The 15731-nt window shown below is 73.9% G+C and carries 14 protein-coding genes; 9 read left to right on the forward strand and 5 right to left on the reverse strand.

The genetic code is table 11. The features are described from left to right. Positions 1–3 precede the first annotated feature (3 nt). Together AC0QU1_RS11340 and AC0QU1_RS11345 are read left to right on the forward strand one after the other, a co-directional pair. Entirely contained in the window at positions 4–1383 is a 1380-nt protein-coding gene (locus AC0QU1_RS11340) for an acyclic terpene utilization AtuA family protein (protein ID WP_483576478.1), read from the forward strand. After that, positions 1376–1732, forward strand: coding sequence for a DUF4387 domain-containing protein (locus tag AC0QU1_RS11345; protein WP_483576479.1), 357 nt, complete (start codon positions 1376–1378; stop codon positions 1730–1732). The genes AC0QU1_RS11340 and AC0QU1_RS11345 overlap by 8 nt, the downstream gene beginning before the upstream one ends. Here AC0QU1_RS11345 and AC0QU1_RS11350 read toward each other — a convergent pair. From AC0QU1_RS11350 to AC0QU1_RS11370, 5 genes are read right to left on the reverse strand one after another with little or no spacing between them, the layout of a single operon-like run. After that, positions 1729–3054: a glycoside hydrolase family 125 protein gene (locus tag AC0QU1_RS11350; protein ID WP_483576480.1), complete on the reverse strand. Its 1326-nt coding sequence runs from the start codon at positions 3052–3054 to the stop codon at positions 1729–1731. The two genes, AC0QU1_RS11345 and AC0QU1_RS11350, sit on opposite strands and share 4 nt — an antisense overlap. Then, on the reverse strand, positions 3042–5324 hold the full coding sequence (locus AC0QU1_RS11355; protein ID WP_483576481.1) for a glycoside hydrolase family 3 protein: 2283 nt from the start codon (positions 5322–5324) through the stop codon (positions 3042–3044). The genes AC0QU1_RS11350 and AC0QU1_RS11355 overlap by 13 nt, the downstream gene beginning before the upstream one ends. After that, positions 5321–6172, reverse strand: a complete 852-nt coding sequence (locus AC0QU1_RS11360) for a carbohydrate ABC transporter permease (protein ID WP_483576482.1) — start codon at positions 6170–6172, stop codon at positions 5321–5323. The genes AC0QU1_RS11355 and AC0QU1_RS11360 overlap by 4 nt, the downstream gene beginning before the upstream one ends. Positions 6173–6198: 26 nt before the next feature. Further along, complete coding sequence (locus AC0QU1_RS11365; RefSeq protein WP_483576483.1) at positions 6199–7131, reverse strand: carbohydrate ABC transporter permease; 933 nt, start codon at positions 7129–7131, stop codon at positions 6199–6201. 28 nt (positions 7132–7159) lie between these two features. Further along, positions 7160–8443, reverse strand: a complete 1284-nt coding sequence (locus AC0QU1_RS11370; RefSeq protein WP_483576484.1) for an ABC transporter substrate-binding protein — start codon at positions 8441–8443, stop codon at positions 7160–7162. A 199-nt stretch (positions 8444–8642) separates the two neighbouring features. Between AC0QU1_RS11370 and AC0QU1_RS11375 the strand changes: the two genes are divergently transcribed. The 7 genes from AC0QU1_RS11375 (at position 8643) to AC0QU1_RS11405 (ending at position 15722) form a co-directional block, all read left to right on the forward strand. Beyond that, the gene (locus AC0QU1_RS11375; protein WP_483576485.1) at positions 8643–9659 is read left to right on the forward strand and encodes a LacI family DNA-binding transcriptional regulator; all 1017 of its coding nucleotides are present in this window, start codon (positions 8643–8645) and stop codon (positions 9657–9659) included. 59 nt (positions 9660–9718) lie between these two features. Continuing rightward, the gene (locus tag AC0QU1_RS11380; RefSeq protein ID WP_483576486.1) at positions 9719–10969 is read left to right on the forward strand and encodes a glycoside hydrolase 5 family protein; all 1251 of its coding nucleotides are present in this window, start codon (positions 9719–9721) and stop codon (positions 10967–10969) included. Between the two features lie 85 nt (positions 10970–11054). Next, a complete protein-coding gene (locus AC0QU1_RS11385; RefSeq protein ID WP_483576677.1) occupies positions 11055–12659 on the forward strand; it encodes an N-acyl-D-amino-acid deacylase family protein in 1605 nt (534 codons plus the stop codon). 73 nt (positions 12660–12732) lie between these two features. After that, entirely contained in the window at positions 12733–13119 is a 387-nt protein-coding gene (locus tag AC0QU1_RS11390) for a VOC family protein (protein WP_483576487.1), read from the forward strand. 177 nt (positions 13120–13296) lie between these two features. Beyond that, a complete protein-coding gene (locus AC0QU1_RS11395; RefSeq protein WP_483576488.1) occupies positions 13297–13773 on the forward strand; it encodes a DUF6098 family protein in 477 nt (158 codons plus the stop codon). 19 nt (positions 13774–13792) lie between these two features. Continuing rightward, positions 13793–14398, forward strand: a complete 606-nt coding sequence (locus tag AC0QU1_RS11400; protein WP_483576489.1) for a flavodoxin family protein — start codon at positions 13793–13795, stop codon at positions 14396–14398. Between the two features lie 13 nt (positions 14399–14411). After that, positions 14412–15722, forward strand: coding sequence for a cytochrome P450 (locus AC0QU1_RS11405; protein ID WP_483576490.1), 1311 nt, complete (start codon positions 14412–14414; stop codon positions 15720–15722). Positions 15723–15731: the final 9 nt, after the last annotated feature.

Genomic DNA, 15731 nt, shown 5'->3' on the forward strand with positions numbered 1-15731 from the left:
CACGTGTCGACCACCACCGAGTCCGTCAAGGTCTTCGTCCCCATCGGGATGCTGGGCGGGGGCTTTCCCGAGGCCGTCGTCGAGCGGGGACTGGAGCTCGGCCCCGACGTCATCGCCGTCGACGGCGGGTCCACCGACTCCGGCCCGCACTACCTGGGCTCCGCCACCGCGAAGTCGCCTGCCGCGTCGATCGCGCGCGACCTGCGGCTGCTCCTGCGGGCGGCCGCGCGGGCCGACATCCCGCTGATCGTGGGGTCGTGCGGGACCAGCGGTACGGACGCGGGCGTCGACTGGGTGGCCGGGATCGCGGCGTCGATCATGGCCACCGAAGGGCTCGACCTGCCCGTCGCGCGCATCTACAGCGAGCAGCGCGCGGCCGACCTGCACGAGCACCTCGCGGCCGGACGCATCCACCCGCTCCCGCCGCTCGGCGAGCTGGCGCCCGAGACGCTCGACGCGTGCACGCACGTCGTCGGCCTGATGGGGCACGAGCCGATCGCCGAGGCCCTGGCCGCGGGCGCGCAGGTGGTGCTCGCGGGCCGGGCCACGGACACCGCCGTCGCCGCGGCCGTGCCGCTGATGCGTGGCATGCCCGCCGGGCCCACGTGGCACGCGAGCAAGATCGTCGAGTGCGGGGCCCAGGCGACCACCAACCCCCGCACGGGCGGCATCTTCGCCACGATCGACCGCGAGGGGTTCACCATCGAGGCCGTCGACCCGGACACGGCGTGCACCCCCGTGTCGGTCGCCGCGCACATGCTGTACGAGAACGCCGACCCGTTCCTGCTCACCGAGCCGGACGGTGTGCTCGACGTCCGGGACGCGACCTACCGCGCGCTCGACGACCGGCGCGTCCGGGTCGAGGGCTCGCGGTTCCACCACGCCGCGCAGCACACGGTCAAGCTGGAGGGCGCGCGGGTCGCCGGGTACCAGACGGTGTCGTTCGTGGGGGTGCGCGAGCCGCTCGTGCTCGCCGAGCCGGAGCGGTGGGCCGAGCTGCTGCGCAAGTACCTCTTCCTCCGGGTCGAGCAGGCGCTCGGGATGACCGGCGACGAGTTCGACTTCGACCTGCGCCTGTACGGGCACAACGCCGTGCTCGGCGAGCTGGACCCCGGGCAGGGCGCCCCGCGCGAGCTGGGCGTGATGCTCGTGGTCAGCGCGGCCGACCAGGAGACGGCCACGGCGATCGCCAAGGTGATGAACCCCTACCTGCTGCACATGCCGACGGCGGAGATGGACTACCTGCCGAGCTTCGCCTTCGCGACCTCGCCCGCGGAGCTGGAACGCGGCGCCGCCTACGAGTTCGTGCTCAACCACGTGGTCGACAGCCCCACGCCCACCGCCCTGTTCCGCACCGAGACCGGAGTCCGCGCCCATGCCTGAGCACACCCTGACCCTCGCCGACGTCTGCCACGAGGTCCGGTCCAAGAACGCCGGACCGTTCTGGGTCACCATCGACCTGTTCGTCAAGGACGGCGCGGCCTACGACGTCGTCGCCGACCCGTCCTTCCTCGACGAGCAGCGGATCGCCGACCTGTACGACGTCGACGCGGCGACCATCCGGATGTTCCGGCTGCCGGACCTTCGGGTCGTGAAGATCTCCTTCCCGCGGCCCGTGTCGCAGGGGTCGCTGCACGACCGGGACATCCATGCCGGGCAGCACCACGTACCGCTCGCCGTCCTGCCGCTGCCGCCGGAGGCGCTGCTGGTCCCGCCGGGCGGCCGGGGCTAGCCGGCCTCGCCCTGGCCGGCCTCGTCCGCCACGACGAGCGCTAGCTCGCAGAACATCGAGTCGGCCCACGAGAACCACGGCCGGGAGTACGCCGTCGGGTCGGAGGAGTCGAACGACTCGTGCATGCGCCCGGTGCCCGCGTCGGTCCGGGTGAGCAGGTCGAGGATCCGGACGCGGTCCTGGGGCGTGCCCGTGAGGGCCTCGACGGCGAGCGCGATCGGCCACACGTGGCCCGGCTCGGTGTGCGGGCTGCCGACGCCGCTCGCGACGGTGCCCGTGAACCAGTACGGGTTGGCCGGGCTCAGCACGAAGTCCCTCGTGGTACGCCAGAGCGCATGGTCGACGACATCGGGCGCGATGAGCGGCAGCGACAGCAGGGACGGGGTGTTGGCGTCGTCCATCAGGAGCACGCCGCCGAGCCCGTCGACCTCGTAGGCGTAGATGCGGCGGGCGCTCGCGGAGTCGCCGTCGGACGGCGCGTCCACCACGCCGAACCGCTCGACGCCCGCGACGAGCTCGCGGGAGAGCGTGAGGGCGTCGTCGGCCAGGGCCGGGTCGCCGAACGCCTCCAGCGCGAGCTTGCCGACCGCGAGCAGGGCCTGCGCCGCGAACAGGTTGCCCGGGACGTTGTAGCCGTAGGTGCAGGCGTCGTCCGACGGCCGGAACCCGCTCCACGTCATGCCGGTGCGGCCGACGGGCGTGCCGCGGCCGTCGCGGGCCAGCGTCTCGGTGGGGATGTCCGTGTCCCGCCGGAACCGGTAGGGGGAGGTGTCGTGGTCCTGCTCGGCGCGGAGCTGCCGCACGATCGTGCGCAGCGCGCGGTGGGCGCGCAGGTCGAGGAAGTCGGTGCGGCCCGTCGCCCGCCAGAGCGCGTGCGCGAGCGTGACGGGGTAGGCCAGGCTGTCGATCTCGTACTTCTGCTCCCACACGTGCGGGTCGTCGCAGACGTCGTCGGGCTCGTAGTGCGCGCCCGTCGGCCCGTCGTTGAACGCGTTCGCGTACGGGTCGTGGTCCAGGCACGCGAGCTGACGGCGGACGACCGCCGCCACCAGGTCCGCGAGCGGCGGGCACGTGGCCAGGAAGCGCAGGTAGGGCGTGAGCTGGGTCGTGGAGTCGCGCAGCCACATGGCGGGGATGTCGCCCGTGATGACGAACGCCGTGCCGTCGTCGCCGATCGTGATGGTGTCGGTGAGGGTGCGCAGCAGCGCGGCCTCCACCAGGTCGCCGGTCCGGTCGCCCGAGACGGCGCGGACGCGGTCGGCGGCGTCCCGGAGCGTCGTCGCGATCGCGGGGTCGAGGCCTGCGCGGGTCAGCGTTCCCATGGGGTGGTGCCCTTCGTGTCGGTGACCCGGATCGTCAGGGCGTCCGCGGGCGGGTCGGGCTCCGGCGCGCACCAGGCGCTGACGACGACGGGCGCGGCGACCGGTGCGCCGCTGGCCCACGACCCTAGCTCGCCGAGGCCGAGCTCGAACGCCACGGTGGCCGTCGCGCCGCCCGCGACCGTCGCCCGCCGCACCGCGAGGAGCTGACGCCGGCGCGGGCGCACACCCGGCTCGTGCCGGCGGCCGTACAGCGGCACGGAGACCGAGACGTCGGTGGGGGAGGCGTTCTCGATGTCGACGGCGACGCGGACTCCGGCGCCGTCGCGCAGGGCGGTGGCGCTGACCGGATCCCCGCCGCGCAGCCGCATCGTCACCCCGGGCACCAGGCCGGTCCCGAACCGGAGCGCCCGCCCCACCTCGGCGTCGGCATACCCGCGCGCCGTCTCGATCCGCTCGTCGTGCGCCACCGGCAGCACGCCGTCCGCGGCGGGGAACGTCGCGGGCAGCCGGCCGGACGCGGTGCCGTCGAGCAGGGCCGCGGCGATCGCCGCGCCGCCGGTCGGCCCGGGGAAGGGCGCCACGAGCAGCGCGTCGACGAGCGACCGCAGCTCGGTGAGTGCGCGCGGCCGGCCGTCCACGACCACACCGACCACCGGCGTCCCGGCCGCACGGGCGGCCCGGACCACGGCGAGCTGCTCCGGCGGGAGCGCGACCGACGACAGGTCGACGCCCTCGCCGTTGGTCGTGTCCCGCGCGGGGCCGTCGATCGCGCCGTTGTCGGCGAACTCGTCGTCGTAGGCGCGTCGGCTGGACCCGCCGAGCACCGTGACGCACACGTCGGCGCCCGAGCAGGCGGCCCACACGCGGTCCAGGGCGTGCGGATCGTCCAGCGCACCGCGCAGGCGGCTGCCCTCGGCGTACCGCACCCGGCCGGCGCCGAGCCGAGCGGCGAGCGCGGACCGCACGGTCGAGGCGGCGGGGTCCGGCACAGGCCGCGGCGGCGTGTAGTCGCCGAGCTGGGCGTCCAGGTCGTCGGCATTCGGCCCGACGACGGCGAGCGTCGCGTCCGCGCGCAGGGGCAGCAGCCCGCCGTCGTCCACCAGGACGACGGACTGGCGGGCGGCCCGGTCCACGAGCGCGGCCACGTCGCGCTCGACGGCGACGCCGGGCGCCGGGTCCCCGAACAGGCCGAGGCGGCGCTTGAGGCCCAGCACCCGGTCGACGGCGCGGTCGAGCACGGCCTCGGCCACGAGCCCGCGGTCGATCGCCGCCTCCAGGTGCGTGAACGCCTCGTCCCAGAGGCTCAGGTCGACGCCGGCCCGCAGGGCGAGCGCGGCGGCGAAGGCGGGGTCGGGCGAGCTGTCCCGGAGCCGGTCGATGGCCGTGCCGTCCGCCATGACGATGCCGTCCCAGCCCCAGCGCTCGCGGAGCGTGCCGGTGAGCAGGTCCTCGTTGGCGCAGCACGGCACGCCGTCGACGTCGTTGTACGCGGCCATGAAGCCGGCGACGCTCGCGCGGGCGGCGGCGTGCGCGGGCCGCAGGTGGATCTCGCCCAGCTCGCGCCGCCCGACGGGCGCGCCCGAGCCGTTGCGCCCGCCGATGCCGGCCCCCTGCGCGGCGAGGTGCTTGGCGACCACGGCGACGTGCCGCGTGTCGATCGGGTCCCCGGCGGACGCGGTGCCCTGCATGCCGCGCACCGTGGCGGCCACGAGCGCCGCGGCCAGCGCCGGGTCCTCGGAGAAGCACTCCTCGGCGCGGCCCCAGCGCGGGTCGCGCAGCACGTCGAGCCCGGACACGAGCGCGACATGGGTGCCGCGGGCCCGGGCCTCGGCGGCGACGGCGGCCGCCAGCTCCTGCGTGAGCTCCGGGTCCATGCCCGCGCCGAGCGCGAGGTTGACCGGCAGGGTGGTGCCGCCGAGCGCCATGAGCCCGTGGGGCGCCTCCTCGACGAACAGCACCGGGATCCCGTCGCCGTACGTCGTCACGTGGTCCTGGACGGCGGCGTAGGCCTCGGCGCTGCGCTCGGGCGGGATGCCGTTGCCCCAGTGCACCGCCGACCACGGGTCCGCGCGCAGCACACCGTAGACGGCGCCGAGGCCGCCCCAGCGGTCGACCTCCCGGCGCAGCACGTCGGTGACGCGCGGGGCGCCGTCGACCCACCGGACCGCCTCCCAGCCCGTGAGGCGCTGGTTGACCTGGCCGATGCGGGTGGCCAGCGGGAGCGACGCCGCCCCGCCGGTGGCGGCGGTGGCGGCAGTGGTGAGCGTCATCCCTTGACCGCGCCCGAGAGCAGAGCGCGCTGCATCTGGCGCTGCAGCACCGTGTACACGAGGTACACCGGCAGCAGGGTGAACAGGGTGCCGGCCATGAGCACGCCGTAGTCCGTGCCGGCGTCGACCTTGAGCGTGGGCAGGGCCACCTGGATGGTGCGCTGGGCGGTGTCCGGGCCGATCAGGATGAGCGGGTACAGGTACGCGTTCCAGAACGCGAGGTAGTTGAGCAGCAGCACCGTCGCTATGCCCGGCACGCAGATGGGCAGGTAGACCTGGCGCAGCACCTGCAGCGCCGACGCGCCGTCCATGGACGCGGCCTCCTCCAGCTCGCGCGGGATGGTGCGCATGAACGACGTGAGGATGACGATCGACAGCGGCAGCGCCGTCGCGGGCAGCAGGAACACCACGAACGTGCGCGTGTGGAACAGGCCGAGCGCCGCGGCGAGCAGGAACGTGGGGAACAGCGCCGCGAAGGACGGGATGAGGAACCCGAGGGAGAAGACGCTCTCGACGATCTTGCCGGCCCGTCCCGTGGCGCGCGCCAGGGCGAACGACGCCGGCAGGGCGAGCAGCAGCGTCAGGACGAGCGCTGCCACCGTGGTGAGCACGGAGTTGGCCACGGCCAGGCCGAGCTCGGCCTGCTCGATCGCGGTGGTGAAGTTGGTCAGGTCGATGCTCGTGGGCAGGGCGAGCGGCGACTCGAAGATCTCCTCGTTCGTCTTGAACGCCGAGACGATGAAGTAGTAGAAGGGGACGACCAGCAGTGCGGCGTAGATCCAGGCGAGCGTGCCGCTCGTGATCGAGCCGATGCGGTCGCGCAGGGGGAGTGCGGTGCGGCGAGCCATGAGGGTCTCCTTCGGCGGATCGGGGATCAGTGCGTGGCGCGGAGCGTGCGGCGGATCGCCCACATCCCGAGCAGCCCGATCACGAAGAGGACGACGCCGACGGCCTGGCTGTACCCCAGGTCGGTCTCGACGAACGCCTTGCGGTAGATGAGGTAGGCGAGGTTGGTGGTCGCGTTCTCCGGCCCGCCCTGCGTGAGCAGCAGCACGGTCTGCGCCGAGTTGAACAGCATCGACAGGAACTGCAGCATCGCGACGACGCCGATGAAGTCCTGCGCGATCGGCCAGTACATACGCCAGGCGAGCCGCCAGTCGCCCGCGCCGTCGATCCGCGCGGCCTGCACGATCTCGCCCTCCACGCCGTCCAGCCGGGACGCGATGAGCACCGCCGAGTACCCGATGCCGCTCCACAGCTCGACGGCGATGATGGCGCCCAGCGCCGTGCTCGGGTCGGCGAGCCACTCGTTGCCCTCCAGGCCCAGCGGGCGCAGGAAGCCGTTGACCAGGCCGTCCGGGTTGAGCATCGCGTAGAACACCATCGCCGTCGCCGGGGCGGAGATGAGGGCCGGGATGAACAGCAGGTACCGCAGCACGCGGTGGCCACGCGGCTTGCGCACCACGTAGAACGCGAGCAGGAAGGCCAGCGCGATCATGACCGGCAGGCCGACGACGATCTGGATCGCCGAGTTCGCCGTCGCCGTCCAGAACGTCTCGTCGGCGAACACGCGGCTGAAGTTGTCCAGGCCCGCCGGCGTGGGCGTGGTGAGCATGCCAGGCCAGGAGAGGAACGCGATGACCACCATCGCGACCACCGGGCCGATCATGAACACCGCGTACCAGATCAGCGCGGGCAGGGCCAGGCCGGGGAAGCGGTCGCGGACCGTCCCGCGGCGGCGGGTGCGGGTGGTGGGCGGTTCGCCGTCGGCGGTGCGGGGCCGGTCGGCGTCGAGGAGGGCGGTCATGAGTGGGGTCCTTTCCCGGGGCATGCGGTCAGACCGCCTGGTACGACGTCTCGAAGGCGTCGATGATCGGGTCGGCCGGGGCCGACCCGTAGGCGAGCGCTGTCGCCTGGATCATCGGCTCGAACACGGCCTCCGGGATGAGCAGGTCCGGCAGCATCACCGGCGTCACCTCGGCGGGCGTGAGCCGGGAGGCCCGGGCCACCAGGGGGAAGTCCTGGCTCACGGTCTCGGTGATCCGGCTCATGTCGCGCCCGGACTCCAGCACGAACCGGTCGGTGACCTGCTCGCTGTACAGGTGCCGCACGAACGGCCGGATCAGGTCGAGCTTCTTGAGCCCGTTCTGGCTGATCCAGATGCCGTGGCCGTTGTAGCTCTGGATCACGCTCGGGCGTTCCAGCACGCCGCCGTCGGACGGGACGGGCCAGCCGCCCACCGTGACCTCGGCCGCACGTTCGGCCGGCACGAGCGCCAGCGCCGACGACATGGCGGGCACGATGGCGGCCTGGCGCGTGTTGAACTGCGTGAGCTCCGAGTCCGAGGTGTAGCCCTGCACGTTGTCCACGAAGACGCCGGCGTCGCGCAGCTCCACGAAGTGCTCGACGCCCCGGACCGCGCCAGGGCTCTCGGAGATCTTGCCCGTGGAGAATACGGTGCGCGCCTCGTCCTGCGTGATGAAGCCCTGGACGATCTGCAGGAACAGCTTCTGGCCGCTCCAGTCCGAGCCGCCGACGGTGACCGGGCCGATGCCCTTGGAGCGCAGCGCGTCCGCGGCGGTGATCAGCTCGTCCGACGTCGTCGGGATGCCGACGCCCGCCTCCTCCAGCAGCGCGGTGTTGAACGAGACGGGCCAGTTGGTGCGGGTGAACGGGAACGCGCGCAGCCGGCCGTCCTCGTCGGTCCACTCGGCCAGCGCCTCTGGAATGATCAGGTCGCGCAGGCCCCACTCGTCGAGGTAGTCGTTGACCGGCACGGTCGCGCCCAGGCGGGTCCAGGACAGCGTGCGGCCCATCATGTTGACGATCGCGACGTCGGCCTCCTTGCCCGCGAGCGTGCTCGTCTCGAACACGATGGGCAGGTCCGAGCCGTTCTTCAGCAGCGCCACGCGGCGCGCGGTGTCCCGCTGGTAGGCGGCGACGACGTCGGCGAACGTCTGCGCGCCGGCGACGGCCCCGCTGATCTGGGTGTGCACGCTCAGGGTGTGCGGGCCGCTGGACGCGGGCACGAGCGCCCCGCACCCGGACAGCAGCGGCGCGATGATGCCGCCGCTGAGCGCCGCGCCGAGCAGCGTGCGTCTGGTGATGCCCTGTGTCACGGGACCTCCTGGAGCCTTCGGTCTGGAGCTGTGGATCAGGTACTGCGTCGATCAGGAACTGCGGTGTATCGATCGAGACGGCGGGGGCACTTCCGCGTGCCCTGCCGGGTGACCGCGGCTTGTAAAGCGGTACACAATCCGGCTGGCGGCGAATGTATACCGCTTTACTTTGGAGGGTCAACCCCCTAGTGTCTGGCAGGTGACGTCCGAGACCTCCCCGAAACGAGCGACCATCGCCGCGGTCGCCCGCCGCGCCGGCGTCTCGCCGTCCGCGGTGTCGCACGTCTTCAACGGGCGGCCGAACGTGTCGGCTGCCACCGCCGAGCGCATCCGGCAGGCGGCCGACGAGCTCAACTGGCGCCCCAACTACGCCAGTCGCAAGGTCTCGGGCCGCGGCGGGCGCAGCCTGGGCCTGGTGATCGCCCGCGCGAGCGACACGTTCGGGCGCGACCCGTTCTTCATGCGCCTGCTGGCCGGGCTCACCGAGCCGCTGGCCGACATCGGCTGGTCGCTCTCGCTCACGCTGGTGGGGATCGAGGAGGAGGCGCGCGTCTACCGCGAGTGGTGGGCCGAGCAGCGCGTGGACGGGTTCCTGCTGGTGGACGTGCGCACGGACGATCCGCGCCTCGGGCTCGTCGAGCAGCTCGGCGCGCCGGCGGTGGTGCTCGGCGCGCCGCCGGACGCGAAGGTGCCCGCCGTCACGCTGCGCGACGACGCCGCGTTCGCCACCGTGCTCGCCCACCTCACCGGCCTGGGCCACCGGCGCGTGGCCCGGATCAACGACGCGCCCGGCCTGGCCCACACCCGCGCGCGCGACGCCCGCTTCGCTGCGGCCGCCAAGGAGCACGGCGTCGAGCCGTCGTACGCGGTGTGGGACGCGGCGGCCGCCGACCCCGTGGCCGACCTGCTCGGCCGGATCGGCGAGGTGACGGCCATCGTCGTCGACAGCGAGGTGATCGCCGCCGAGATCGTGGCGCACGCCCCCGAGCTGGGGGTGAGCGTGCCGGACCGGCTCTCGGTCGTGGCGTGGGAGGACTCCTGGGTCTCCACGCTCGTGCGGCCCCGGCTCACCGCGCTGGACGCCCCGGTCGAGGAGAGCGCGCGCACCGCCGTCGCGCTGCTGGAGCGGCTCGTGCGGGGCGAGGACGTCACGTCGCAGACGGTCGGCGGCCGGCGGCTCGTGGTGCGCGAGTCGACCGCCGCCGCGCCGGACTGAGCCGCGCCGCGCGCCCGGACGACCAGCCTTACCCCGAGTACCCGGAACAGAGGAGACCTGTGAACCCGACCGTGCCCCGCTTCGGCGTCAACTACACCCCGTCGCAGGACTGGATGTTCCAGTGGATGGCCGTCGACGCCGACGCCGTCCGCGCCGACTTCGAGGCGATCGCCGGGCTCGGCGTCGACCACGTGCGTGTGTTCCCCCTGTGGCCGGTACTGCAGCCCAACCGCACGCTCATCCGGCAGCGCGCGCTGGACGACGTCGCGCTCGTGACCGACGTGGCCGCCGAGTTCGGTCTCGACGTTGCGGTGGACGTGATCCAGGGGCACATGTCCGGCTTCGACTTCGTGCCGGCCTGGCTCGTGAACTGGCACGAGGGGAACATGTTCACCGACCAGCCGGCGATCGACGCGCAGGCGGCGCTCGTCGCGGCGGTGTACGACGCCGTCCGCGACCGGCCGAACTTTCTGGGACTCACGCTCGGCAACGAGCTCAACCAGTTCCAGCGGCCCAACCCGGCGGCGATGCCCGCCAAGCCCGACGAGGTGGCGCACTGGCTCACCTCGCTGCTGGACGCCCCGCGCGGCCGCGACCCGCGGCACGTCGTCGCGCACAGCGAGAACGACCATCTCTGGTACCGCGACGACCACCCGTTCCTGCCGGCCCACGCCGCGCGCCTGGGCGACCTGACCACCGTGCACTCCTGGATCTTCAACGGGACGGGGGCCACCTACGGCGCGCTGTCGCCGCAGTCGGTGCGGCATGCCGAGTGGATGATCGAGCTGTCCAAGGCGTTCGCGACCGACCCGAGCCGCCCGGTCTGGCTGCAGGAGGTCGGGGCGCCCTCGCTGAACCTCGCGGAAGCCGAGATGCCCGAGTTCTGCGTGCGCACCATCGAGGCGGCGCTCACCACGGAGGACCTGTTCGCGGTCACGTGGTGGTGCTCGCACGACGTGACCCGCGAGCTCGGCGACTACAAGGACCTGGAGTACTCGCTCGGCCTGCTCGACGTCGACAACCGGGTCAAGCCGCTCGGCCGGCGCTTCGCCGAGGTCGTGGCGGAGGCGCGCCGCGGGGGCCAGCGGGGGAGCGGCGCGGGCCGCCCGGTCGCGGTGGTCGTCGACGTCGACGCGGACGACGTGCCGCTGTCCCGCGCGGCCCTCGGTCCGGGCGGCGCGGTCTTCGAGCGGTGGCACGCCCTGCGGGAGGACGGCGTGGGTGTCGCCGTCGTGACCAGCACGACGGCCGCCAACCCTGTGGCGCTCGAGGTGCGCGGCGTGCGGGAGCTGGTTCGTGTCGGTCCGTAGGCAGTCCGACGGCGGCGGTGGGTCGGCGGACGGCGCGGGCGGCGTCCGGCCGGGCCGTGCCGACGGCGGACGGGCGTCGGGCGCGCTGCTGCTGCGCGGCGGACTGATCGTCGACGGTGGCGGGGGAGAGCCCACCACGGGCGACGTCCTGGTCCGCGACGGCCGGATCGCGCGCGTCGGCGGCCGGATCGACGCCCCGAACGCGTGGGTCGTCGACGCCGACGGGCTGGCGGTCGCGCCCGGCTTCATCGACATGCACGCCCACTCCGACCTCGCGGTGCTCGCCGACGGCGACCACCTCGCCAAGGTCACGCAGGGCGTGACGACCGAGGTGGTGGGCCAGGACGGGCTCTCCTACGCGCCCGTCACCGACGCGACCATGGCCACCGTGCGCGAGCAGATCGCGGGCTGGAACGGTACCCCGGACGGCGTCGGCTTCGCGTGGCGCTCCGTCGCGGAGTACCTCGCCGAGGTCGACCGCCGGGGCAGCGCGACCAACGTCGCGTACCTGGTGCCGCAGGGGACCGTCCGGATGAACGTGGTCGGCACGGGCGACCGGCGCGCCACCCCGGCCGAGATCACCGAGATGCGCGCGCAGGTGGACCGGGGGATGCGCGAGGGCGCGTTCGGCCTGTCGTCGGGGCTCACCTACGTGCCCGGCGCGTTCGCCGACACCGACGAGCTCGTCGCGCTGTGCGAGGTGGTCGCGCGGCACGGCGGCTTCTACGCGCCGCACCAGCGGTCCTACGGTGCGGGAGCGCTCGCGGCCTACGCCGAGATGGTCGACGTCGCGCGGCGCGCCCGGTGCGCGCTGCACCTGACCCACGCCACGATGAACTTCCCCGAGAACCGCGGCCGGGCCGGCGAGCTGCTGGCGCTCGTGGACCGGGCGATCGAGACGGGCGTCGATGTCACCCTCGACTCCTATCCGTACCTGCCCGGGTCGACGACGCTGTCGGCGCTGCTGCCGAGCCGCGCGGCCGTCGGCGGTCCCGAGCGGACGCTCGCGCGGCTGCGCGACCCGGACGAGCGCGCGTGGATCGCGCACGAGGTCGAGGTGGTGGGCAGCGACGGCTGCCACGGCGTGCCCGTCGACTGGGACACCATCGAGATCGCCGGGGTGCGCGACGCCGCCCTCGGCGACCGGGTGGGCCGCACCGTGGCCCGGATCGCGCGGGACGAGGGGCGGCCGCCCGTCGAGGTGTTCTTCGACCTGCTGCTCGCCGACCGGCTCGGCACGAGCATCCTGCAGCACGTCGGCGACGAGCAGAACGTCCGCGAGATCATGCGCCACCGCCGTCATACCGGAGGCAGCGACGGTATCCTCGTCGGCGCCAAGCCGCACCCGCGCGGCTCGGGGACCTTCCCGCGCTACCTCGGCCGGTACGTGCGGGAGGAGGGCGTGCTGTCGCTGGCCGAGATGGTCGTGCACCTGGCCGCGCGGCCCGCCGCGCGCCTCGGCCTGCGCGACCGCGGCCGGATCGCGCAGGGTTTCGTGGCCGACGTCGTGGTCTTCGACCCGGCGACCGTCACCGACCGCGCGACGCCGGACGAGCCGCGCCGCACGGCCGACGGGATCCCCTGGGTGCTCGTGGGCGGCACGCCCGTGATCGAGGACGGCGCGCGCACGCCGTGGCGGCCGGGCGGCGCGCTCCGGCATGGTTCAGCCGCCGCCGCGCAGACTCGGTAGTTCAGCCGCGACCGATGACTTTCCCCGGGTGCGGCGGTCAGCCCTGTGACCGCTCCGAGGGAAGGAAACCCACATGGTCACCACGCTCCGCAGCTTCAGCGGCTTCTCGGTGGACGACGTCGACGCCGCTCTGCCCTTCTACCGCGACATGCTCGGCCTGCCCGCGCACGGGAACGCCATGGGCGGCCTCGAGATCGAGCTCACGGAGGGCTCGTCGGTGTTCGTCTACCCCAAGGGGGAGGCCCACACGCCGGCGTCGTTCACCGTGCTCAACCTCGTGGTGCCGGACATCGACGAGGCCGTGACCGAGCTGGAGGCGGCCGGGGTGAGCCTGATCCGGTACGCCGGGTTCGACCAGGACGAGCGTGGCGTGGTCCGCAGCACCGACCCCGCCCAGGGGCCGACGATCGGCTGGATCGCGGACCCGGCGGGCAACGTCATCGCGCTCATGCAGGAGTGAGCCGGCGCGCGGCCCGGCCGGCGCCTCCGGCGTGGCCGCCCGCGTCCCGGCCGGCGCCCGGGCCGGGCGGCGCGCTGCCCTGACGAGTCGGAGCCGGTGCGCCGGTCACGGCGCCGGGTTACCGTGGGTCTGGAGTCAAGACGTGGCGCCGACCCCTCTGCACGGCCGGAGGCCCACGTGACCCCGATTCCGCAGGACGGCCTGGCCGTCGACGGCGACGAGCTCGGGCGGTTCTCCGTGCTGTCGGGCCTCCCGCGTCTGCGGTCGCTCGGCGAGGTCACCGAGCTGGTCCAGACCGTGACGCCGGTGTACGTGCGGTTCAGCGCCGGGCCGGAGGCCGACCGCGGCACCGTGAGCCGGGACCACGAGAGCGGATGCCTGATGCCGGGCCTGAGCGTCAACCCCATGACGCCCGAACCGTGGTGGACCCGGCCCGTCGACCACTGGGTGGCCCGCCAGCTCAGCCAGTACTCGCACCTGATGGTGCACGACCGCTTCCCGTGGCTGCTCACCGGCGAGACGACGGCGCGCGGCCCGGACTGCGAGCCGCTGCTGGTGGCGATCACGCCCGTCGCCTCGGTCCATCCGGCCGCCGTCGAGGAGGCGATGGCGGTCTACCGGCAGGTGTTCGCTCCTGGAGCCGACGGTACGTGAACGTCCTTGGAGGTCAACCATGAAGGCGCTGTTCGTGAGCTGTACCCTCAAGCCCTCGCCCGAGCGGTCCAACACCGAGGCCCTGGCCGCGGTGGTCGCCGAGGCGCTCCAGGAGCGCGGCGTGCTCGTGGAGCACGTCCGGCTCGCGGACCTGGACGTGCCGCCGGGGGTCGTCACCGACCTGGGCGGCCACGACCAGTGGCCGCAGGTGCACGAGCGCCTGCTCGACGCCGAGATCCTCGTGGTGGTGAGTCCCACCTGGCTCGGGCGGCCGTCGTCCCTGGCGCAGCGGATGCTGGAGCGGATGGACGCGATGCTCGCCGAGACCTCGCCCGACGGCACCCCCGTGGCCTACAACCGCGTGGCCGGCGTGGTGGTGACCGGCAACGAGGACGGCGCGCACCACGTGATCTCCGAGATCAGCGGCGGGCTGGCCGACATCGGCTACACGGTCCCCGGCCAGGCGTGGACCTACTGGAACCAGGGCCCGGGACCGGGTCCGGACTACCCCCAGACCGAGCACGGGCACGAGTGGTCGCACAGCACCGCCCGGCTGATGGCCCACAACCTCTACGCGGTGGCGTCGGCGCTCGCGGCGAACCCGGTGCTGCCGCACCGGGGCTGACGGGTCACCGGCCATGCCCGCCACACCGGTCGACCTCACGGCCGCCGAGAGCGCTCGTGTCGTGGGGTCGGTGCTGGTCCCGCTCGTCGCCCAGGGGGCGATCGTCCGCCGTCCGCGCGCGGCGGCCTGGGCGGAACGCCAGCAGACGGACCGGACGGCGCGAGCCGTCCTGAGCGGCCTGCGCGGCCGCCACGGTGACGCTCCGCTCGTGCTCAGGCTGGGCCCGCGCCGCCTCGTCCTGGTGACGTACGCGGACGACGCCCGGCGCCTGCTGGACGGCTCACCCGAACCGTTCACGCCCGCCTCCCTGGAGAAGCGGGGCGCGCTCGCGCACTTCCAGCCCGACGGGGTGCTGATCTCGTCGGCCGCGGACCGCAAGGTCCGCCGGCCCGTCAACGAGGCGGTGCTCCAGACCGATCATCCGGTGCACGACGACGGTCAGGCGTTCGCCCGCGCGACTTCCCGCGCCATGGCGGAGCTGACCCGCCGCACGGGGGAGCTCGGCCAGCTCGACGCCGGACGGTTCGCGGACCGCTGGTGGGAGCTCGTGCTGGAGATCGTCCTCGGGGCCGAGGCACGGACCGACCGGCGTCTCGTCGAGGTGCTCAACGCGTTGCGCAGCGACGGCAACTGGTCGTGGCTGCGTCCCCGACGGCCGTGGCTCCGTGGGGAGCTCGAGCGGCGGATAGCGACGCACGTGCGCGCGGCCGGGCCGGGCTCGCTCGCGGCCCGCGCCCGCACCGCCGGGCTGGCGACGGCGGTGGGCCAGGTACCGCACTGGCTGTTCGCGTTCGACGCCGCGGGCGCCGCGACGCTCCGCGCCCTGGCGGTCGCCTGTGCGCGCCCTGCCGTGCGTGACCGGCTGCGCGCCGAGGCGGCGACGCTGGAGCTCGGGCCTGCGCTGCTGCCGTACGCGCGTGCCTGCGTGCTGGAGTCGTTGCGCTTGTGGCCGACGACGCTCGCGGTGCTGCGCGACTCGACCCGGCCCACGGCCTGGGGCGGGCGGACCCTGCCGGCAGGCACGGGGTTCGTGATCGTCAGCGCGTTCTTCCACCGGGACCCGGACCGGCTCGACCATGCCGACGGTTTTCTGCCCGAGGCCTGGATGGACGGCCGGCACGATGCCGACTGGGGCCTGGTGCCGTTCAGCGGCGGGCCGGTCGCGTGCCCCGGCCGGAATCTTGTGCTGCTGGTCGCGTCGCATGCGCTGACCCACCTGGCCGCCCAGGACCTGCGCGTTGAGCGGGGTCGCTACCTCCGGCGCGATCCGCTGCCGTGCACGATGAACCACCTGGCGCTGCGCTTCGCCCCGGACGAGCTGTAGGCGTGCTCG

Source organism: Promicromonospora noduliphila (assembly GCF_056951025.1).